This is a genomic window from aff. Roholtiella sp. LEGE 12411 (genome assembly GCF_015206995.1).
Taxonomy (GTDB): Bacteria; Cyanobacteriota; Cyanobacteriia; order Cyanobacteriales; family Nostocaceae; genus Komarekiella.
This window is the reverse complement of the sequence record NZ_JADEXR010000074.1, coordinates 1-22240: the sequence shown is the minus strand read 5'-3', so window position 1 is coordinate 22240 and position 22240 is coordinate 1. Positions and strand designations below refer to the sequence as shown.

Annotated in this window: 12 protein-coding genes and 1 pseudogene; 9 read left to right on the top strand and 4 right to left on the bottom strand. The window is 42.0% G+C overall.

Going from position 1 to position 22240, the window contains the following annotated elements:
- Positions 1 to 215: 215 nt before the first annotated feature.
- The 4 genes from IQ246_RS16965 (at position 216) to IQ246_RS16950 (ending at position 9023) form a co-directional block, all read left to right on the top strand.
- Positions 216 to 1763 carry a DUF11 domain-containing protein gene (locus IQ246_RS16965; protein ID WP_194004529.1) on the top strand — a complete coding sequence of 516 codons (1548 nt, stop codon included), beginning with the start codon at positions 216 to 218 and terminating at the stop codon, positions 1761 to 1763.
- Positions 1760 to 5419 carry a TonB-dependent receptor gene (locus IQ246_RS16960; RefSeq protein ID WP_194004522.1) on the top strand — a complete coding sequence of 1220 codons (3660 nt, stop codon included), beginning with the start codon at positions 1760 to 1762 and terminating at the stop codon, positions 5417 to 5419. Before IQ246_RS16965 ends, IQ246_RS16960 begins: the two co-directional genes overlap by 4 nt.
- An 81-nt stretch (positions 5420 to 5500) precedes the next feature.
- The gene (locus IQ246_RS16955) at positions 5501 to 6088 is read left to right on the top strand and encodes a transposase (RefSeq protein WP_194004521.1); all 588 of its coding nucleotides are present in this window, start codon (positions 5501 to 5503) and stop codon (positions 6086 to 6088) included.
- A gap of 160 nt (positions 6089 to 6248) precedes the next feature.
- Positions 6249 to 9023, top strand: a complete 2775-nt coding sequence (locus IQ246_RS16950) for an isopeptide-forming domain-containing fimbrial protein (RefSeq protein WP_194004520.1) — start codon at positions 6249 to 6251, stop codon at positions 9021 to 9023.
- A 2-nt stretch (positions 9024 to 9025) separates the two neighbouring features.
- Here IQ246_RS16950 and IQ246_RS16945 read toward each other — a convergent pair whose 3' ends face one another.
- Together IQ246_RS16945 and IQ246_RS30940 are read right to left on the bottom strand one after the other, a co-directional pair.
- On the bottom strand, positions 9026 to 9286 hold the full coding sequence (locus IQ246_RS16945; protein WP_194004519.1) for a MoaD/ThiS family protein: 261 nt from the start codon (positions 9284 to 9286) through the stop codon (positions 9026 to 9028).
- Positions 9287 to 9881: 595 nt separating this feature from the next.
- Entirely contained in the window at positions 9882 to 10004 is a 123-nt protein-coding gene (locus IQ246_RS30940; protein ID WP_255515591.1) for a hypothetical protein, read from the bottom strand.
- Positions 10005 to 10013: 9 nt separating this feature from the next.
- Here IQ246_RS30940 and IQ246_RS16940 point away from each other — a divergent pair, with 9 nt between their 5' ends.
- On the top strand, positions 10014 to 12440 hold the full coding sequence (locus IQ246_RS16940; protein WP_194004518.1) for a bifunctional serine/threonine-protein kinase/ABC transporter substrate-binding protein: 2427 nt from the start codon (positions 10014 to 10016) through the stop codon (positions 12438 to 12440).
- Here IQ246_RS16940 and IQ246_RS16935 read toward each other — a convergent pair.
- Positions 12405 to 14393 (bottom strand): heavy metal translocating P-type ATPase, encoded by a 1989-nt coding sequence (locus IQ246_RS16935; protein ID WP_194004517.1) that lies wholly within the window; start codon positions 14391 to 14393, stop codon positions 12405 to 12407. The two genes, IQ246_RS16940 and IQ246_RS16935, sit on opposite strands and share 36 nt — an antisense overlap.
- Before the next feature lie 343 nt (positions 14394 to 14736).
- Here IQ246_RS16935 and IQ246_RS16930 point away from each other — a divergent pair, with 343 nt between their 5' ends.
- The 3 genes from IQ246_RS16930 (at position 14737) to IQ246_RS16920 (ending at position 21246) form a co-directional block, all read left to right on the top strand.
- Entirely contained in the window at positions 14737 to 16317 is a 1581-nt protein-coding gene (locus IQ246_RS16930; protein WP_244142066.1) for a hypothetical protein, read from the top strand.
- 26 nt (positions 16318 to 16343) lie between these two features.
- The gene (locus IQ246_RS16925) at positions 16344 to 17459 is read left to right on the top strand and encodes a precorrin-8X methylmutase (RefSeq protein ID WP_194004527.1); all 1116 of its coding nucleotides are present in this window, start codon (positions 16344 to 16346) and stop codon (positions 17457 to 17459) included.
- Between the two features lie 403 nt (positions 17460 to 17862).
- Positions 17863 to 21246: a DUF4912 domain-containing protein gene (locus IQ246_RS16920; RefSeq protein WP_194004516.1), complete on the top strand. Its 3384-nt coding sequence runs from the start codon at positions 17863 to 17865 to the stop codon at positions 21244 to 21246.
- Positions 21247 to 21444: 198 nt separating this feature from the next.
- On the opposite strand, the gene IQ246_RS16915 is transcribed toward IQ246_RS16920, so the two are convergent.
- Positions 21445 to 21771, bottom strand: a complete 327-nt coding sequence (locus IQ246_RS16915; RefSeq protein ID WP_194004515.1) for a WD40 repeat domain-containing protein — start codon at positions 21769 to 21771, stop codon at positions 21445 to 21447.
- Between the two features lie 159 nt (positions 21772 to 21930).
- Between IQ246_RS16915 and IQ246_RS16910 the strand changes: the two are divergent.
- Positions 21931 to 22113, top strand: a pseudogene (locus IQ246_RS16910) (restriction endonuclease subunit R); the annotation flags it as partial.
- Positions 22114 to 22240: the final 127 nt, after the last annotated feature.

Here is a 22240-nt window from a genome sequence, read left to right as displayed (position 1 = left end):
GTTGACTGTAGAGATGTTGCATTGCAACGTCTCTATGAAATAATCGGTTTTTCTCGCCCCTATCTTGAATAGTGAATCGGTGTTCTAGGGGCAAGGGAAAAGTTACAAATTTTGCCCCTGCTTTTTCACTTATGAATAAGCGCCATTTAAGAGTTCGGGATTTCCATTAATAGCAAGTACTTTTATAACAAAAAAATGTGGCAACCAGAGGAGATATGTTAAGGATTCTTCCTAACAAAAAAAAGCAAATTACTTCTAGTAGTGGCTGGTGCCGACGGTTAACAGCAACTGTTATTCTGGCAAGTGTATTGCAAACTACCATACCTATACAAGCAATAGCTCAACAGACTCAAAATCAAGTTAGTTTTCAGCCTGTAATCAACTTAATAAATCAAGCTACTTATACTTATACAGATTCTACGAGTAATTATAATTATCAAGGAATTTCTAGTCAGATCAACCTTAGTCCTAATCCATTAATTGACCCATTAGGGCGGATTTTAGGTTGTGCTGGCACACTTATACCTGACTATAAAGGTTTTTCAGTCGGCTTATACGAACCTAATCCTAGCGATCCAAGTGGGACAAAATTAGGAAAATTGGCTGCTCTGAGTCGGACAGAATTGCCTGATATTCCTAACAACAACATTCCTGGTGGAAAAGCACCGAATATCGAGAATAGTAACCCTTATTTCATTACGAATAACTCTGTAGGTGCATACAACTTTCTATTTGATCCGAGTAAGGGTCAGACCGATTTGGGTAAAACGTACATTTTTGTAGTCAATCCACCACCAAATTCAATCTACAAGCAGCGACGGATCAAAATTCAAATCGTTAATAGTATTGACAATAATGTGATTCGGTATATTGCTACCTCCCTGGATGGTCAACCAATTAGTCTGACTGGTGACACCAAAGTAGAAGACACAGTTGTTTTTGTTCCCAATGCCGAAGTAGTTGGACTGAACTTATTAGCATTTGAACTTACCACAAATATGTGTCAAGCAAATCAAGTGCGGGTGATCAAAACAGGCGATCGCGCTACTGCTGAACCCGGAGATACGGTGATTTATCGCCTGTCAGTTAAAAATCAGGCTGATGCTGATTTGAGTAATGTAGTTGTCACCGACAATCTACCTTTAGGATTTAACTTCTTATCTAAATCTGTGCGGGGAGAACTAGATGGCAAACCAGTCACCATCACCTTCCAACGTAACGGGAACACTGTGACATTCGGCACAGAGGTAATAATTCCCACAGATAAAGTCCTGAATATTGCTTACGCAGCTCAATTAACGAGTGATTCTCTGCGTGGTAATGGTCGCAATAGTGCGATCGTCAATGCACGAAGATCTGACAACGGTTTTAGCACTAAGGATGGCCCAGCAACACACCAATTGAAAATACGACCGGGGATTGTCTCGGACTGTGGCACAATCATTGGTCGCGTGTTTGTTGATCAGAACTTTGACGGTGAACAACAACCTGGTGAGCCTGGGATGCCCAATGCGGTGATTTTTATGGAGGGTGGCAACCGTATAATCACAGATCCTAATGGTTTGTTTTCCTTAGCCAACGTCTTGCCTGGAAACCACACGGGTGTACTAGACCTCAGCAGTCTTCCCGGTTACACTCTAGCGCCCAATCGGAAATTTCGGGAACGCAATAGCCAATCTCGCTTGGTGCGCTTAGAGCCTGGTGGCTTGGTACGCATGAACTTCGCAGTTACCCCCACCTTCCAGGAGCAAGTCAAGAAATGAAACCGAGACTGCACTATACAACTACTTTTAACCTGAGATTCATGGGGGCTATGTCGTTAGTCAGCCTAGTTTTGCAGCCCATCATAGTCAAAGCAGAACCTATTAAGGACATACAAATACAAACTCAAACTAGCGGAAACCTCTTCTCCACAACATCTTTACCAGTTGAAATTGATATTGCAAATCAGTATAAATCCAAGGAGCAGATGAACATATCCAACGCAACTATAACTCCAAGTGTCAAGGCAACTGATATTAAAATACAACCATTTCAACCAGCAACTAATATGCAGTTGCCCAGAGGCTTAAGAAAAATTGCAGCAGTAGCTGAAGACAAAGAAAAAATTCCTCCCCCTACTTCCCCCTCTCAACGCTCCCCAACCTCAACAGCCGTAAAAATCCTGACGCCCACGGCTAGCAGTATTGTAGATGTGGCAGCTACTACGGTAATTGTGCAATTTCCTATTGGTAGTCAGGTGGAATTGCGAGTAAATGGCGAGTTGGTAGATCCTTCTTTAGTGGGACGGATGGAGAGCGATGCCAGCACTAACTTGTTAACGCAGACATGGTATGGTGTACCATTAAAACAAGGTGATAACACCATTTCGGCGCAAGTAGTAGGGGGGACAGAACTCCCTGTAACAGTACGCATAGCAGTACGGAGAGCGCCACAGCAACTAACTGTGGAAACAGTTGAGTCCCAGATCCCAGCTGATGGACGTTCCACAGCTACAATCCGGGGTCAACTCGTCGATGCGAACAGCAATCGCTCTAACCGGGATGCTGTTGTCACCCTGATCCCCTCGGCTGGGGAGTTGGTTGGAGTAGACTTCAAACCCGATCAACCGGGATTTCAAGTGGAGGCACGCAATGGGCAATTTACTGCCACTTTGCGATCGCATCTCAAAGCGCAAACTGTCCGAATTCGGGCAATAGCTAATGATTTAGAAGCTTTTACCCAACTGCAATTGGAAACGGCACTGCGTCCTAGTTTGGTGACAGGGGTAGTGGATTTGCGTTTGGGTGCTAGAGGTACAGATTATTACGGCAGTTTCCGTGATTTTCTGCGTCCCGATAGAGATAACAGAACCCAATTAGATTTTCACTCAGCAGTATTTGCAACTGGTGCGATCGGTGAGTGGCTATTTACAGGTGCATACAACAGTTCTCGCAGCCTCAACGAAGATTGCAACTGTGATAATCGTCTATTTAAAACATACCAATTCAGCGAGCAAAACTATCCCGTCTACGGCGACAGTTCCAAAGTTGATGCTGTAGCTGCTTCGATTGACAGTGTGTTTCTGCGTTTCGAGCGTTCAACTGGTATCCCCGGTGCTGCTCCTGATTACGCCATGTGGGGCGACTACAATACTGAAGAATTTGCTCGTTTATCACAGCAATTCACTTCCATCACTCGTCAACTCCATGGCTTTAAAGCTAACTACAACCTGGGAAACTTACAAATTACAGGTTTCTATGGCAACCATTTAGAAGGGTTTCAACGGGATACCATTGCTCCCGATGGCACTAGTGGTTATTACTTCCTCTCTCGCAGACTACTACAACCAGGTAGCGAAAATGTCTTTATCGAGTTAGAAGAACTCAATCGTCCTGGTACTGTACTAGAACGTAAACAGCTGAATCGCGGGCCAGACTACGATATCGATTACGATCGCGGTACTTTATTATTCCGTGAACCGCTGCTTCGCACCGATATTGATCAAACTGGACAAGTGTTAGTACGCCGGCTTGTTGTTAGCTACCAATACGACAGCCAAGACTCTGATAGTAATATCTATGCTGGTCGTTTGCAATATAACCTTTCCCGTAACCTCAACCATGAAAGTTGGTTAGGAGCAACTTATATCCAAGAAAAGCAAGGTGTGCGTGACTTCCAACTCTATGGCGCAGATGCACTCATCGCTTTGGGCGACAAGAGCAAGTTAATCGCAGAATATGCCCATTCCACTAATGATTCTGAATTCATTCGAGTCAGTGGTGACGCTTATCGTTTAGAAGCTGAAGGACAGATTGCCAATGGTATTCAAGGTCGTGCCTATTATCGGTTTGCTGATACAGGCTTTGCCAATAATGCCACTATCAGCTTTGTACCAGGACAAACCCGCTATGGAGCACAGGTGACAGGCAAATTGACTTCAAGTACCAATGTCAGAGTGCAATATGACCACGAAGATAATTTTGGTATTGCACCTCAACCGCTAGATACATTTGAGGAACTATTTTCACCGCGTTCGGAGGCAATACCTGGGAGTAAAGTTGATAATTCGCTAACAACAATTACCGCTGGAATTCAACAACGCTTGGGTAGCGCTACCGTTGATGTGGATTGGATTCATCGTTATCGAGAAGATCGCATCTCTAGCAATGCTCTAACTAGTAATTCTGATCAGTTACGTTCGCGCTTTACAGTTCCTATCGTCAATAACCTGACTTTTCAAGCGCAAAATGAGCTGACCTTATCTGCTGATGCTGATAGTGTTTATCCAGACCGTACAGTCTTGGGGTTAAATTGGGCTGTAATACCTGGTGTCAATGTCAGTCTAGCCCAACAGTTTTACACTCGTGGTCAATTGTCGGGTAATTCTATTACTAGCTTAAATATCAATGGCGAACACCAACTTGGGCCTGATACTACTTTGACTGGTCGTTATTCTATTTTGGGTGGTGCTAATGAAATGACTACCCAAGGGGCAATTGGTCTGAATAACCGTTGGTCTATTGCTCCAGGGTTAAGGTTGAACTTAGCTTATGAACACGTATTTGGTAGCTTCTTCGGACGGACTGCAACAGGTCAGCAATTTGCCCAACCCTACGCCTTTGGTCAAGCAGCATCTGCGATCGCATTTAATGGTGGTGATAGCTATAGCATTGGACTGGAATACAGCGATAATCCGCAGTTTCAGACCAGTGCTCGCTACGAGCATCGCACTTCTTCTGGTGGTTCTAATACGGTTATTTCTGCTGCTGCTACGGGTAAAATCTCTCCGGCTATTACGGCTTTAGTACGCTATCAACAAGCCAATTCTTCCAATCAAAAGCTGACGGGACTACTGGGAGATAGGGTTAATCTGAAACTAGGTTTAGCCTACCGCGACCCCAATGACGATCAGTTCAATGCTTTATTGCGTTATGAATATCGCCAAAATCCAGATGTGATTCCTGACACCATTCTTTTAGGCAGTGGTACAGGTTCCGAAGACCATACCTTTGCCTTAGAAGCTATTTATGCACCCAACTGGCAATGGGAATTTTATGGCAAGTATGCTTTGCGTAACAGCACATCTTACTTAGCTAATGATTTAGCTGGTACTAGTATGGTAAATCTGGCGCAGATTCGAGCTACCTACCGCCTGGGATACAGCATGGATTTAGTGGGTGAAGCTCGCTGGATTGGTCAAGCTAACTACACTGAAACAGGTTTTGTTGTAGAAACAGGCTACTACCTTACTCCTAACTTGCGTCTTTCTGCTGGATATGTTTTTGGTCAAGTCGATGACCGGGATTTTTCCGGGACACGTTCCGCAGGCGGCCCCTATTTGGGTTTAACGGTTAAGCTCAATGAATTATTTGATGGGTTTGGACAGCAAAAACCTGTTCCACGTCAACAACAGCAGCCCAAGACAACAGAAGGGTAGTAAAAACATATCCATCAATTTAAACGTGTAGAGACGTTGCAATGCAACGTCTCTACATGACGCAAATTTTGAATTGTAATTATGAACAAACCAAGATTTAAGGGCAAATACCGAGTAGAGTCCATCCGATTGCCAAATCGGAATTATGCTGCCAATGGTTGGTATTTCCTGACAATTTGTACGAGCGATCGCTTTCATTTCTTTGGGGATATTAATGGGGGTGAGATGCGGTTATCTGCAATTGGAGAAACAGCCCAACAATTCTGGTCAGATATTCCTAACCATTTTGATTACATCTACATCGATGTCTATGTAATTATGCCCAATCACGTACACGGCATTATCGTGATCGATCGTCCCCAAAATGTAGAAACGTCGCAATGCAACGTCTCTACAAAACGTGATGCATTATGCAACATTACACAACGACAATTCATGTTTAACATATCTCCTAAAGCGGGTTCATTGGGCGCGATCGCACGCTCATACAAATCTGCCGTTACCCGTTGGTGTAGGAAAAATGGTTTTGAAGATTTTGGTTGGCAAGACCGATTTTACGAGCACATTATTCGTGCTGATGGTTCTTTAGACCGAATTCGAGAATACATCATTAATAATCCCACTAAATGGAACAAAGACAAAAATAATACTGCAAATTTATGGATGTGATATTTACACCCTTCATGTAGAGACGTTGCAATGCAACGTCTCTACTAATTATTGATTGAATCGGTATAAGTATTGTAAAAGCGATCGCGACAGTGAACGTGAATGTAAATAGTAAATTTTCTTACCCGGAACTAATAGTTGCCAAATGCAAAACCTGTTTATGAACATAAAGATGAAATGTCACTTACTAAGAAGCTACCAAGGGCGATTATTAGGTAATTTAGCCTTTTTTTTATGTATCTTGGGAGGGATACAACCTAGCTGGGCTGAAGGTAGCAAAGAGTTAATTTCTGATGGGGGATACAGACCATACCTGGAATGGTCAGATTTAACAGCAGCAGGTATTGTTCGGAAAACCACACTCAAAGTTTATGTGGAAGCGGGAGAAACAGTTAATCTTGGCTCTAGTGTAACTACTAGCTTCTCAAACCCACAAGATATCGTTTACCGCAGTCCCTTTGGTGGTCAAAATGGCTCTTGTGATGTTCTGACTTCTGGTTTTGGTTTTATTAACACTATTGCCAAAGAAACAGCTGGCCCTTTACCTAACACTGGTGGTTATACTCCTTGTAGTTTCACCGCTACAGAAACTGGTATTTACAAAATTGAATTTCATTCTCCGAATACAAGTGGTACAAGTAATCCGCCGCCAACAGCTACGACGGCGGCATTTCCTACAGATGGTACTCAACTTTCAGGGGTAGCTGCTTGGGATATCACAGTTCGAGATAGTAACGGCGTTACCAAAACAGGGCGAGTATTTACTAACTATATTGCTATGAATATGGGGGCAAATGCCAGTGGTACCACTCCCATAGCACTCAACTCTAAGCTTTATATTCAAACCAAAGATGGGTATCGGTACGAAACTGACATGAATGGAGTCGATCCATTTGGTTTCATCTTTTTTGCTAACAACCGGGGATATATTGATAGAACAAATAACAGTACTGTTTACCATTCTGCTGGCGGCGCTAATAATAATAATTTGATTTTTAGTGGGAATGTGCGAGTCCAAGATCCAACTGTTGCTGATACATCAACAGATACTACCCACTTAGTTTTCTTCAATCGACCCGACACCGCAACTCTCAATGGTTTAAGTATTCCTATTGCAGCGATTGCTCCGACAGTACCAACTGGGTTCCAATTCACTGGGGGTACTGGAGGTAGTGGGAACCAAACTACTGTGGGTGTGGGAGGCAATTTTAGCTTCAGCGCCAGTTCAACTGGTAGCTATCAAATAATTATTGACACCAATATTGATGGCATTTATGACCCTAGTAGCGATAGAGTGCTACAAAATGTGCTGTCTGTCGGCTCAAATGTGGTGTTTTGGGATGGGAAGGATGCAAGTGGCACTAATCTCCAACCTCGAACAGGAAATGCACCATACAATGCCATAATCACAACACGGGCAGGTGAATATCATTTTCCCATGTTGGATGCTGAAAATAATCCGCTGGGGTTTAAAATCACAATGGAAAACCCTCCCACTGCTTTTCCTAACCTTGTAAATCAAAATGGACAGCCCATTGGCTCAACTACCATTTATTACAACGACAATAACTATACTACCGCTGATAGTACGGTGATTGACTTAGGTGGTACAGGAGCGACTAGCCCGCGTAATGCTGCTAGAGGGATTAATAGTGCGTTAGGAGAGCATGAATTTAGTAGTAACTATGGTGACTTTAAAGGAATAGATACTTGGGCATATTTTCCAAGTCAAGCAATCACTACTCCTTTGGTAATTACTACTAACGCTCAAGCAAATGTCAGAGGAACTAAATCTGTTCGCTTCCTTGCAGACAATGATAATACTGGAACAGTAACTATAGGCGATCGCATCGAATATACCATCACTTACTCCAACCTGAATCCAGGTAATAGCAGTGCCATCAATTTTGTTGTTAACGATTTATTACCCTCGCAGTTAACCTTTGTGAGCGCAGCAATTACTGCTACTACTGCGGGAAATAATATCACACTCAATCCCGGTTACAACGGCTCTGGTGCTGTTACCAATTCTGGTACTCTGCGTGTAGGCGACACTATCACTATCGTAATCACTGCCACAATTAACGACGCCAATGGCGGCAATGCAATTAGTAACCAGGCTAGTGCTAACTTTAATACACCCGATAATCCTTCAGGAACAGTTGGCATAGCACTAACAGATGCAGACTCTGCTGGCGCTACTAGTAACCCGCCGATCCCCGGCAATTCCTTCTCCCAGGCTGCTAACGATAATGTAAATACTGGTAATAATCCTAACGACACCGCAGACGATGATCCGACTTTGTTTACGGCATTAAATAATGGTGCTACTGCTAAGCTGCTGTTAATTAAACGCATTACCCGCATCAACAACCAGGACTTAAATGATATTGTGGATGGTCGCAGCGATGTTGCTGTTAATGCTGCCAACTATGTGCCAGAACCTTATGCTTCTGACGATAACGATAGCAAATGGCCTGCTAGCTACTTGCGAGGATTAATTAATGCTGGCACCGTTAAGCCAGGAGATGAGCTAGAATACACCATCTATTTCCTCTCCAAGGGCCCTAGCAACACTACAAATGTGAAATTCTGTGACTTAGTTCCTACCAGTACTACTTTTGTTCCTAGTGCCTTTAATGGTAAAACTCCTAATGATGGTGGTTTACCAGGAGCAGATCAAGGTATTGCCCTTGCTGTTGGTTCTAACACGCCTACGGTTTACCTCAGCAATGTAGAAGAATCAAGCGATCGCGGACGTTTCTATGTTGCTAACGATCCAGCTACACCATCATACTGTGGTACTAACACTAATGGGGCTGTGGTGGTGAATATCACCCGGAGTTCAGATTTACCCGATTTACCAGCGGCAACTCAATCTGGCATACCAGCTAATTCTTATGGCTTTCTTCGCTTCCGCACCAAGATAAAATAAGGCTAACCACCGCTGACAGGTGGAATTAACACTACTTCGTCGCCATCTTGCAACTGGGTGTCTGGTTCGACAAATATTAGATTAATCCCAAAGCGGGTTACATCTCGCAATTGGTTGAGTTCGGGGTGTTCAGCTATCAGGCGATCGCATACTCTACTTACCGATGTACCAGATGGAATTTTCAGTATTAGTTCTGAAACTCCAAAGGCTTCTTGATAAGCAGCGAATAACTTGACGGTTACGGTGATTGCAGATTTGGACATACAACATAACTTTAGCAGCACCAGCAAGCAATTTAATACTTGACAAGCAGCCTGAACTATCGGAATTTATTATACATTATTAAGTATCTGACCACAAATAGACGAAGAAAATCGCTATGATTACTATTAGTTGTATTCATTACTATAGTAATCCGGTTTGATTGCTGCTGAATCACTTGTAGAAACAGGGAATGGGGAATAGGGAATAGGGAATGGAGAATGGGGAATAGGGAAGAAGTAATAAAGGTGTAGTGAATTTTTTTCAAAAATCAAATAGGAATTTTATAGCTAGTGCATCGCTCTCTAATAACAACCCTGATGAATTAAGCTAATTATTTAAATAATTAATGCTAATGCGCTTGAGTTTTATCAAAAAATAATAATTTTAACTCTAATTTAATTTTTATATGCAGGGTAGATTTGAACGTAAGCAAATTTATGCCTTGAGAGTGCGGGTATCTTGTCCATTAATGTTGCCTGCGTTAATTGAAGGAGGCAGGAGGCAGGAGGCAGGAGGCAGAAGGTTTTTTTTTCACTTATAGGATTCAAACCCCTCCTGAAAAAGAGCCACCAAATTGAAAATTTGGAGGGGGTCTTAAACCCTTGCTCCCTCTGGTCGCGGCAGTATTGCTGAGGGCAGTTTTCCTCCAGAAAAGCTGCCCTCAGCAAGACTGCCTTCTTCGATAAATTGATAAGATTGCTTCACTAAAATACTCATCTGGCTGATATGAGCTATTGCCTAAATCCCAAGTGTACAAACCCTGCTGACCCCATGAATGACAACGGCAAAACTTTCTGCCGTCACTGTGGGGTAAATCTATTAATAAAAAATAGATATCGAGTGATTAAACTCTTGGGAGGTGGAGGCTTTGCAAGAACTTTTGAGGTAGAAGATAATAGTACCAAAAAAGTTCTGAAAGTTTTGAGTTTATCTCGGTTTAGCAACTTAGAAAATAAGCATAAAGTCATTAATTTATTTCAGCGAGAAGCCGAGGTATTGAGCCGTTTAAACAATTCCGGAGTTCCTAAAGTCGATCCAGATGGATATTTTGAATTGAGATTTAAAGATTGCTCAGAGCCATTACACTGCATAGTGATGGAAAAAATTGATGGTTTAAATTTGCAACAATGGTTAGAGAATCAGGATAACAAACCCATAACACCAGAGCAAGCGATCGCCTACTTAAAACAATTAGTAGAAATTTTAGCTAAAGTTCACGCTCAGGGGTATTTCCATCGAGATATTAAACCAGCAAACATCATGATTAAACCAGACGGACATCTGGTGCTGATTGATTTTGGAGCCGTGAGAGATTTAGCACAAACTTATTTGCAGCAACACCAAGAGAATACAATAATTGGTACGCCAGGTTACTCACCACCAGAGCAAATGAAAGGTAACGCAGTAGCACAATCAGATTTATTTGCGTTGGGGCGAACTTTTGTCTATTTACTAACTGGAAAGCCTCCTTTTAACATTGAAGAAGATCATCAAACAGGCAAGTTAATTTGGCGAGATAAAGTTTTATATAAATCAAATTACTGGATAGATTGGTTAGATAAATTCAGATGGCGATGTTTAACGACAAGTCTCTACACATCTACGCTTTTCGATTTGCTCGACGAAATGATGGAGCCATACTGGAAAAATCGTCCTGAAAATATGCAGTTAATTTTGCAACGTCTCAATAATCCTATTATTTTGCCGCGTATCCCAAGTTGGGTAGCTGGTGCTGCTCTTTTATTTGGACTCGGATTACCTAGCAGCTACTGGTATTTAAATGGAGTGGATGGGTGTTCAAAAATTTGGCTCAGGAGTTTTCCACTAGATGACTATATGAGTTGTGGTGAAGAGATTCTTTTGCCAAATATCAATACTAAATTACCAGAAAAAGAAAGGGGCGTAAAGGCTATCGCAGCAGGTAATTACCAAGAAGCAATAATTTGGTTCGAGCAGGCATGGCAAAGATATCATGATCCTGAAACCTTAATTTACCTCAATAACGCCCGCCTCGCAGTTGAAAAAATAAAAACTTACACTATTGCTGTTGTAGCTCCGATTAGCGATAACAATAACGACAGCATCAACTCAAGTAAAGAAATTTTGCGTGGTGTTGCCCAAGCACAAGATGAATTTAATCAAGATTATAAGACTCAAAAATTTGGTCTCAAAGTCTTAGTTGCTAGTGATAATAATAAAATTGAGCAGTCACAAAAGATAGCAGAAAGTTTAGTAAAAAAACGTGATGTTTTAGCTGTTATAGGTCATTTTAGAAGTGATACAACTATAGAAGCTATTAAGATTTATCAAAAAGAAAAATTATTATTAGTTTCTCCCACAGCTACATCAGAAGATCTGTCAACAGTGTGTCAATTAAATTATCCTAATTGTTTTTTCCGAGTTGTTCCTAGTAATCGTGTCATTGCTCAAACTTTAGCTAACTATCTGAAACAAGAAAATAAACGTAAAGCAGCGATATTTTTTAATCCTAGTAGCAATTATAGTAAATCTCTGCAAACACAAATGAAAGCTAGATTTTTGGAGTTAGGTGGAAAAGTAGTAGCAGAGATACCTTTGTCTGATAATTTAGAATCCACTATAGATCAGGTAAGAGAACAGAAAGCAGATGCTATAGTTTTATTTCCTACAAGTGATGGTCTTACTTCAGATCCAGCAGTTCAAGTAATAGAATATGCCAAAAAGTATAAATATTTAATAGTTGGCGGAGATAGTTTAGATAGTAACAAGCTACTCAAGGCAATAGCAGAAAACGAAGCAGGCTCAGTATTGGCTATACCTTGGCATTCTAAGAGTCTTTTCAAACAAGAATTGCCTAAACAAGTTGATAAATCCTGGGGAAAATCAGAGAACTGGCATACTGTACTATCTTATGATGCAACTCGTGCATTGCTGGCAGCTTTGGAAAAAACACCATCACCCAGTCGTACAGATGTGCAGAAGACAATGGCTGAAACTAATTTTAAAGCAACTGGAGTTACAGGAGTAATCTCTTTTAAGCCAAATGGCGATCGCCAGCAAGAGAATATCCATTTAGTTAAAGTTGTGCGGAATACCAAAACAGGACAAATTGAATTTGTCCCTTTGTCAAAGAGTAGCTTATTTAAGCAATCTAAGTCCACTGAGAGTAACTAACACTGTAGAACCTTCATGCCCAATGACGCCAATGGGTAAGTTGATATTTCCTAAAAAGTTGCCCACCAAAAGCAACATAATGAAACCTAACGCTACAACTATATTTTGTTTCACTATGGCTTGCGATCGCCTACCCAAATGTATCGCCACGGCAATTTTTTCTAACCTATCTGTCATCAGTACTATATCTGCGGTTTCTAATGCGACATCGCTACCAGTGCTTCCCATCGCTATACCCACAGATGCTTGAGCTAGAGCAGGTGCATCGTTGATCCCATCCCCTACCATAGCCACAGTTTGATACTGTTGTTGTAGATGACGGATGATATCCAGTTTATCTTCTGGTAGTAGTTGGGCATATACCCGATCAATCCCAACCGCTTGGGCGACGCTGTGAGCAGTTTCCTCATTATCTCCGGTTAACATGACAATTTGCTCAACTCCCAGTTTCTTTAAGCGGGTAATGGTTGCAGCTGCTTGTTTTCTCACCTCATCTGCAATCGCTATTGCACCGATCACCTGATACCCAGATAATAGTTTTGAATCTTCATCCCCTGTCCCTATCTCCCCCTCTTTGGTTGTTGAGCGTAGTCGAAACACCACTCCTCCACTCGCTACCCAAACGACGGTTTTACCCTCTTGCTCCAGAGATTGAGTCATTTGCCGCAATTCTTCAGGTAAATTAGTAACATACTGTTGCACAAAAGCGGCATTCCCCACAATCATTTTTTGTTCTTTGACGATTCCCACAATTCCCTGTCCAGGTATCGCTTGCACTTCAACTGCACTAACCCAATCCAAATCACTAGCCGCCTGCAAAATTGCCCTACCGATGGGATGTTCGGAACCAGATTCTACCGCTGCTGCGATTTTTAAGACATCAGCTTGGGTGTATTCACTAGCTGGAATTACTTGAGATACTTGCACCTGTCCTGTTGTTAGAGTACCAGTTTTATCAAAGGCGATCGCCCGGACTTTGCCAATCTTCTCCAACTGAGCGCCATTTTTGAATAAAATCCCCTGTCTTGCACCATTGGCGATTCCTGAAAGCAGCGTTGGCATAATTGCAGCCATCAGCGCACAAGGAGAAGCTACCACCAAAAAAGTCAACGCGCGATAAATCGTAGTTTCCCAGCTCCAACCCCAAAGAAATGGCGGTAAAACTGCCAATAATATCCCAGCCACCACAATTACTTTTGCATATCCCCGTTCAAAGCGATCGATAAACTGTTGCGAAGGGGGTTCTTCAGTCTGCGCCTGTTCTACCAAGCGAATCACCCGCTGAATTAAACTACTTTCTGCTGGTTTGTGTACCTTAATTTGTAACGCACCATAGCCGTTGAGTGTACCGGCAAATACTTCCTCACCTACAGTTTTCTCCACAGGTAAGGACTCCCCTGTAATCGCAGCTTGATTAAGGGTGCTGTAACCAGACACAATTAATCCATCAGTAGGAATTAGCTCTCCGGGTTTGACAACAATTTCATCACCAACCTTGAGTTGATTGATGGAAACCTCCTCTTCCCTTTCCTGACGTAAAACCCTCGCTGTATCTGGTGTGAGACTCATCAAACTGCGGATACTCCGCTCAGTTCGCCGCATTGCATAGCCTTCTAGTGCGCCACTAATGGCAAAGATCAGAATCAAAATTGCCCCATCAATAATTAAGTGATATTCCCTTTGCCATAAACCCAAGCTAGCAGCACCAACAGCCGCCACAATCATTAGCAAATCTACATCTAGTTCTTTTTCTTTAAATAGAGTAGTCAACCCTTCACGCGCACTTTCGTAACCACCGATCACATAAGCAGCGGGTAACAGCAGCAACGCCAATCCCAACCAACCAAGATGCAAGGCGAACCATCCCATAAATAACAATAACCCACAAAGCAGGGCGGCTAAGGTGTCTGTGTGTTCTTTGGTGAATTGGGTGAAACGCTGGGGGTAGAGCATGAGAGATGAATTAACAGGGACTCTCTCACGCTAAACCTTGACATTGATGTTAATGTCAAGAGTACTATGCTAAAACACCTGAAAGTTTGCATATTGACTCATGAGGGTTGTCAAGAGTCAAGAGGAGCCAGTCACGTGCGGGGGTTCCCCCCGTTGAGTGAACTGGTTGTTTAAATAAAAACAGGACTTACGCAAGTGTCACAAAAATCTCAATTTTTTGTTTGTAGTGAGGACTTTAGTCCTCAAAATAAGGACTTTAGTCTTCAAAATAAGGACTAAAGTCCTTACTACGAACTGAAAATAATATGCCAGTTGCGTAAGTCCTGAAAAAGTTATTTCAACAATGAATGTCATTTTGATAAAAAGTTCTCAACTAACAATGCTAGTCAAAAAAGTAATCAAACAATTTTCCATATTATCTTTTCATTCTCCTTGGTTTATTATAATTATTTTTGCGGCTCTCGGTTTAATAGGTATTCTTAACCATTCGATGTGGCGGGATGAACTAAATCCCTGGCTAATTGTCAGAGACAGTGAATCTTTTGGAAATTTAATTGCAAATATTAATTATGAAGGGCATCCTGTTCTGTGGTATTTTTCTCTTGCATTTCTGAGACAAATTGCTGATACTCCCGTTGTTATGCAAATTTTTCATTGGGCTATTACAATTGTTTCCGTTGCTATTTTTTGCTTATATAGCCCCTTTAATTACAAACAGAAGCTTCTTTTTTCATTTGGATTTTTCCCTTTTTACGAATATCTTTTGATTTCTCGAAATTATGCATTTAGCATGTTGTTTATTTTTACGTTTTGTACAATTTTTTCATTTAGAAAAACAACTTACTTTTACTTAGCAATATTATTAGGTTTACTAGCAAATAGTAGTGTACATGCTTTATTTGTATCATTTTCTTTGTCCTTGACTCTGCTAGTAGAATTTTGTTTAGATCGCGAGCATCGAAAGCAATATTTAAGTCAAAGCCAAAAATACGACTTATTTTTAAGTATTGCTATTATCGTATGTTCTTTTATTTTAGCCATTTATATTATTACTCCTCCACCAGATAGTTATCTTCATGGAGGGTTAAATAATGGATGGTTGATTCAATTAGATATCCGTCATTTGTTGAGAAGTATAGGTAGATTATTTGGTAGTTTTTTGTTAATAATACCATCGCATAAAAAATGGTTTGATTTAATTATTTGTGCTTTAATTGCCCTAGTTATTGTAGGTTTAACCTTAATTAAATTATGTGTAAAGCCATTTCCTCTCTTTTTCTATACCGTAGGTAATTGTATAATATTGGCATTTACATACTTCAGATTTCTAGGTGCGCCTCGACATTTTGGTCATTTTTATTTAATTTTTATAGCAGCGTTATGGCTGGAAAGTTATTATCAAGAGTCTAAAATTTTGATTAACAAACTTTCTATCAGACATAATTCACTTAAATTGGCTCACAAATGGCATAATGTTGCTTTTATGTTAATCCTTTATTTCCAATTTATTGGAGGAGTATGGAGCTTTTCAAGAGATTTAATTATACCATTTTCTGCCAGTCATGAAACAGTTCGTTATATTCAACAATATCAGTTAGAAAAGGAATTTATTGTTGCCAGCCGAGATGCAAATATGGCTGCATTATCAGGTTATCTTAATCGAAAATTTTACTATCCTGAAGTTCAAAAAATGGGAAGTTTTACTATATTTAAAAAAGGTCGCCAAGATGTCGAACAATCGGAAATTTTAAGACAAGTTACATCTCTGTTCAAGAGTCAAGAAGCCAAAAACAAAATTTTGCTGATTTTAAATAAAAAACTGAATTTAAACACAAACGATTTAAAGATTATTCCTATCAATAACTTTGAAAGAGCTTGGGTGGATAGTGAACGATATTATCTTTATTGGGTATATGAAGTATAAAGTGGAGAAGCAGTAAGATGCTGCCGATGAATACTGATAGCTTAACCATCAAAGAACTTACTGATGCAGTGGGAGGCGGTTTAACTCCTCGGATGGTTAGGCATTACCATCAATTGGGGCTAATACCGCAACCAGTGCGATCGCCTAGCAATTACCGCCTCTACACCAACAAAGATGTCCTGAGATTGCAACGGATTGTAGCACTCAAACAACAAGGGTTCCAACTAAACCACATCCGCCACATTTTGGAAGTGGAACCAGAAACAGAAACAACTACAAACATGATCGGGGAACTTCAGCACCAGTATAGAGCAGTGATGCAGCAAATTTCTCAATTGCGGCAAACTGCATCAGCACTCGAAGGATTATTAGGACGCGATCGCCATTGTCAAATTATGCAAGCTGAAGTTTTGGCACAACTCAAGTTACTCGATGTCGAAACCCAAGCTGGATTAGGGGGATTAGAACAACTATGGAGTGGGTTGGATGCTGAGGTTCATACACACTCAGAAGCTTTTCCAGAATCATTACAACGCTTGTTACCTGATTTGTCTAATCGTTCGGAAATTGAACAACACTTAATTGCTCAGTTGGTTTTGGCTTGTGGCGATGTCAGTTTGGTATCATTTGTGAAATTGAGTCGAGATGCGATCGCCGCCAGTCGAGAAGCCCTCAAATCAGGCTGTCAGATTGTTGTAGATATCCCCACAGTTGCTGCTGCTTTGGATCAAACGCGATTAATTCACTTGGGATGCCAAATTGAAACATTGATTGACAATCCCCACGTCACAACTGTCACAGAGGCAGAACTGGCTTTTTGGCAACATCAGGAATGGCGAGAAAAATTGCAGCAAGTAACTAACGGTTGTGTGCTAGTGATTGGTTATGCTCCCTCGGTGCTGCTGGAAGCTTCTCAAGCCATTGCAAACCAGCAAATTCAGCCTGCACTAGTGATTGGAATGCCCATTGGCTTTAGTCATGCTCCCGCCGCTAAGCGACAACTAACGCAAAACAAAGTGCCTTTTATTACAATCGAAGGGACTTTAGGAGGTGGCGCCTTAGCTGCTACTGCCTTGAATGCCCTAGTTGAGTCGCTGATTGATAAGCCAGATTGTCATTGTTATCTCAGTCGAGAACTCTAATCTTATGGCTACTAATTTAGGACTTACGCAACTGGCACACAAGGCTTCTGGTATAAGAGTCAAGGGTCAAGGGTCAAGGTTTTTTGGACTTTTGACCTTTGACTCTGGACAACCTCAACGAAAAAAATATGACACTTGCGTAAGTCCTGTAATTGCCAATTTTGTAATTCCATGACTTATATTGTGCCAATAATCTAGCAACCTGGTAACATTCAATGAATCTAGCTTGGAAACGAACTAGAGTAAACCGAAGTATAGATTTACATAAAATATTTCCAGGAACTGAGAATAAAGGTAACAGGGATGTATAATTAGCGCGTCTCCTCCATAATCCATAAATCCATAAAAAGATAACGATTAGGACGCGCCAGCTTTCGTCTTCCTTTACCTTGATAAGGGGCATATGTGGCAACAAGAAAAAAAAGATAATTCAATAGTCAGTCTCGCATTAGGGCTTGCCTTAGCAACAACACCTATGGCAGCAACTATGTTAGTGTCAGCACCGATGCTGGCACAATCTGCACCTGATGCTCCCTCTTTCTCACTGCCGCAAACAGTGGATAATGGCACAACAGTGCGGATTGATGGGTCAAATAGCTTGGCTACAATCAACCAAAGTCTAAAAGAAAATTTTGAAAAACAATTTTCTGGTACAAAAGTTGAAATTGCTGCTAATGGCACTGATGCCGCACTCAAAGCTCTACTAGATGGCAACATCGATATAGCAGCAATCGGCCGTGGCTTGACGCCGAAAGAAAAAGCGCAAGGTTTGGAGCAAGTCCGCTTGCGCCGAGAAAAAGTTGCGATCATAGTTAGTGCAGAAAATCCTTTTAAGCAGAGTTTAACCAGTCGGCAATTCGCCCGAATTTTTCGGGGAAGAATTACAGATTGGTCAGAGTTAGGAAGATCACCGGGTAAAATTCGAGTAATTGATCGTCCAGCAACGAGTGATACCCGCGAGAATTTTCGCGATTATCCAGCCTTCAAAACTGGTAAATTTGCTACAGGCTCTAATGCTATCCAATTAGCAGAAGATAACACCGCAGAAATTATCAAAAAACTGGGCAAAGACGGCATCAGCTATGTGCTAGCTAATCAGGTGTCGAAGTTGGAAGGCGTGCGAGTTCTCAAACTACATCAAACCTTGCCAGACGATTCTAAATATCCTTTCTCGCAACCTTTAGTTTACGTTTACAAGAAAAATCCTAGCCCAAATGTAGCAAGCTTTCTTGGCTTTACGCTCGCACCGCCAGGACAGCAAGCTATAGAACAAGCTAGAGCAACTGAAGCAGAAGCGATCGCCTCCAGTGTATCGCAAGTAGCTACTCAGGCTACACCTGCTGCAATAAATTCCCCCAATGCACAGACTACACCTGCTGCGACGGCTTCACCTAACGCAACTACTTCTGCTAGCGAGCCGTTTGTAACTCCTGCGGCTCCTACTCCTGTTGGCGAACAACCATTTGTGGCTCCGGCGAACAATCCAATTGTGAACAGGGAAACACCATTTTGGTTACTGCTGCCTTTGTTTGTTGCTGCTGCGGGTGGATTGTTAGTTTGGTGGTTCTTAGGAAGACGCCCATTGTCAAAAGGGCAAACAGACAACCTACCGGAATCACCTCCTAGCCAGCCTAGTGAAGAAACTATACCAACAACAACGCTTAACGCCAGCGTTGCTTCCCCCGTTAACGGAGCGACATCTGTTGACTCGACGCACCCGGATTTTCAACCGGATAGCCCAGAGTTAGCAAGTCTGCGAGGATCGGAAGCCTCTGAACACACTGCTTTCAGCATCTATAATCAAACATCATCTGATCTTGCAGAATCAAATAATGATGTCTCTAACCTTAGTGAAGGCACAACCGCTGCCGCATCTAATGGAGCAGAGAATAATATCAGCAATGGAGGTGCAGCCTTAATAGGTGGTGTTTCTTTAGCAACAGGAGCCGGAGCGGCTTTGTGGTCTGCAATTTCTGGCAAAGAAACTGACCAGACAAAAGCAGCAAATGGTTATGGTGGGGGAACTCCTCCTGAGTCTAGTGAAGTTGCATGGGATATAGAAGCACCTGCCGCTGTCGTCAATAATTCATATCCTCAATTGCCCAATGTTCCAGAAGAGGGATCTGATGCAGAATTGCCTGCATCTGACATCCCAGCCTCCATTTTGGAATCGCCTGATACGTCAAAAGTGAGTGAGGTAACATCTCCCCTGCCTGAATTGCCAGATGTATCAAAATTGACATTTGAATTAGAAGATTATTGGGATACAGAAGTCACTGAAGATCCCACAGAAGAAGAATTTCAGGCAGAATCAAACTGGATAGAAAATATCAGGTCAACTCAGGATGCTACTTTCGCAGCAAATGCCGAAGCAGACATCTTGTCTTCTACTACCATCTCTGGTGATGGCTCCGAAGACAAGGCAACTAATGAGACTGTTGAGAGCAGTACTTATACGGAAGTGCCACCAGGTTCTAGCGGAGTGGAAATATCTTCAGCGGAAACTACAACCTCAATTCCCGAATTGCTGGATATGCCAGAAGAGGTATTGAATGTGGTAGCGGACGCGGCTGAACCCACTGCCGTGCCACAAGGATCTCAGGCAGAGCCTACCCCAGAGAAAGATATCACTCAAACAGCTACAGCCGACTTTGTAGGTGATGTTGCCCTAGCAACAGGTGTAGGGATGGGAGCATGGGCTAGCGTTTATGGTGTTGAGGAAACTGCGGAATTAAATATACAAGCACCAAGTAATACTACGGTCGATACGGCATCAGTAGAAGAAACTTTTGGCTTAGTAGATGCAGATGAGGAGAGTAGTATTCTCTTCACACCCCGTACTCCCAAGTGGGCTTATGTCTGTTGGTACGTTCCCGACACCAAGAAGGAAGCACTACGCCAACAGGGCGGCTCCCAATTAGTAGTGCGGCTCTATGATGTCACTGATATTGACCTAAGTTATCAGAATCCCCAGCTTGTACAGCAGTATGAATCTGAGGAGACAACAAACGATGGATTAGTGGCCATTCCAGTCAGCGATCGCGACTACATAACAGAAATTGGCTATATTACTGATGACGATCACTGGTTGCTCATAGCCCGCTCAGCGATTGTTCGTGTCTTTAGTCCTCTGCATACTGATAACACAGATGAAAATCTACCGTTAGTCAACGCCACAGCCTTTAGCTCGGTAAATGCAGATGAACAGAGCAATATTGTTCTCACCCCTCGTACTCCCAAATGGGCTTATGTCTGTTGGTACATTACCGACACCAAGAAGGAAGAACTGCGACAACAAGATGGCTCTCAACTGATAGTACGGCTCTATGATGTCACTGATATTGACCTAAGTTATCAGAGTCCCCAGCTTGTACAGCAGTATGAATGTGAAGAAGTAACACGCGATCGCTTTGTGGCGATTCCAGTGAGCGATCGCGACTACATGGCTGAAATTGGCTATGCGACTGATGATCATCGCTGGTTATTCATAGCCCGTTCAGGTGTTGTTCGTGCCTTCAGTCGTCCCCACGGAGATTCCTGGTTTGTAGCAGATGCTGAGTTAATTATCCACGGAGCAACAGAACCAAATACAACTGTCACCATTGGCGGTGATCCCATTAAAATTAAACCAGATGGTACCTTCCACTTACGTATTCCTTTTTCCGATGGCTTAATTGACTATCTGATGACGGTAGCTTCTAATGGAGAACCCACTAGAACTATCCATAAGAAGTTTTCCCAAGAAACTTCAACGGATCGCGCCCAGGATTCCCCAACTTCAACGTAGCAAGTTCCAGAAGAATGGGCGTCTTGGTACTGGGGACTGGGGACAAGGTGAATAAATAATCAATGCCCAATCCCCAATGCCCAATGCCCAATCCCCAATGCCCAATCCCCAATCCCCCTTGTAAGCATGGTTTTTTATAATTTAATAAAACCACAGTTATCGGCACTGTTATGCACTTATCTTGCCGTTGTCCTACGACTATTTACCCCAGCAAACCTTTAATCTTTCCCTTGCTTGAGGATAAGTATTCAAATAATCTTTTAACCAGTCGCATCCCCGTGCTAATAGCCCATCTAATTCGTCAATCCGCCAAATCAGCACCTCATTTTGCTCAGGAGAATTACCCTGAACATGCGCGAGAATATATTTACCATCTGGGCTAAAACTTACTGGCGATATAAACGTAGATGAATACTTATATTGTGCAAGCTGCCTACCCAACACATCCCAAACGCGATAAATTTTATCATCTGAAGCTGTAACAATCCGCTGACCATCAGGACTAAAAACAGCAAATCCAACCATATATCGAGTTACTTGCAGCAAGCAAAGCAACTAAGGGTAAATAGACTCATGGCAGGGCAAGAGAAAACACTCAAGACTATGAAAGCCAAATATTTGCAGCCATAAACCCACTCTTTATTCTTTACTTTCATTATCAATTACCAAAAATATTTCTGGATTATGGTTCAAACAATACAGGCTAAAGAAATTACCCTACTTGATTTAGAGACCACCTTTGGACTCGAATTAGTTGAGGATGAGCAATTTTTTAGAGAGTGGCAAGATAACTTACCAGAAATTACCAACTCCCAAAAACAACAGCTCGACCGAGTTAAGGCAAGTTATGCCAATTTGCTCAAGTACCAGGGCAAACGCATCTAAATATTGACAAGCCTGAATCAGGATGAAATACACCAAGATTCAAACTACATAAGGCTTTGAGGAAATTAAATCTCACTGAGTGTGAAAATGATAATCATTAGGAGGGGAG

What these genes read in the sequence shown, in the direction of transcription:
- IQ246_RS16965 (WP_194004529.1), top strand. Translation starts at nt 216, where the DNA reads ATGTTAAGGATTCTTCCTAACAAAAAAAAGCAAATTACTTCTAGTAGT.
- IQ246_RS16925 (WP_194004527.1), top strand. Translation starts at nt 16,344, where the DNA reads ATGAATACTGATAGCTTAACCATCAAAGAACTTACTGATGCAGTGGGA.
- IQ246_RS16945 (WP_194004519.1), bottom strand. Translation starts at nt 9,286, where the DNA reads ATGTCCAAATCTGCAATCACCGTAACCGTCAAGTTATTCGCTGCTTAT.
- IQ246_RS16915 (WP_194004515.1), bottom strand. Translation starts at nt 21,771, where the DNA reads ATGGTTGGATTTGCTGTTTTTAGTCCTGATGGTCAGCGGATTGTTACA.
- IQ246_RS16960 (WP_194004522.1), top strand. Translation starts at nt 1,760, where the DNA reads ATGAAACCGAGACTGCACTATACAACTACTTTTAACCTGAGATTCATG.
- IQ246_RS16950 (WP_194004520.1), top strand. Translation starts at nt 6,249, where the DNA reads ATGAACATAAAGATGAAATGTCACTTACTAAGAAGCTACCAAGGGCGA.
- IQ246_RS16955 (WP_194004521.1), top strand. Translation starts at nt 5,501, where the DNA reads ATGAACAAACCAAGATTTAAGGGCAAATACCGAGTAGAGTCCATCCGA.
- IQ246_RS30940 (WP_255515591.1), bottom strand. Translation starts at nt 10,004, where the DNA reads ATGAGTATTTTAGTGAAGCAATCTTATCAATTTATCGAAGAAGGCAGT.
- IQ246_RS16920 (WP_194004516.1), top strand. Translation starts at nt 17,863, where the DNA reads ATGTGGCAACAAGAAAAAAAAGATAATTCAATAGTCAGTCTCGCATTA.
- IQ246_RS16930 (WP_244142066.1), top strand. Translation starts at nt 14,737, where the DNA reads ATGAATGTCATTTTGATAAAAAGTTCTCAACTAACAATGCTAGTCAAA.
- IQ246_RS16940 (WP_194004518.1), top strand. Translation starts at nt 10,014, where the DNA reads ATGAGCTATTGCCTAAATCCCAAGTGTACAAACCCTGCTGACCCCATG.
- IQ246_RS16935 (WP_194004517.1), bottom strand. Translation starts at nt 14,393, where the DNA reads ATGCTCTACCCCCAGCGTTTCACCCAATTCACCAAAGAACACACAGAC.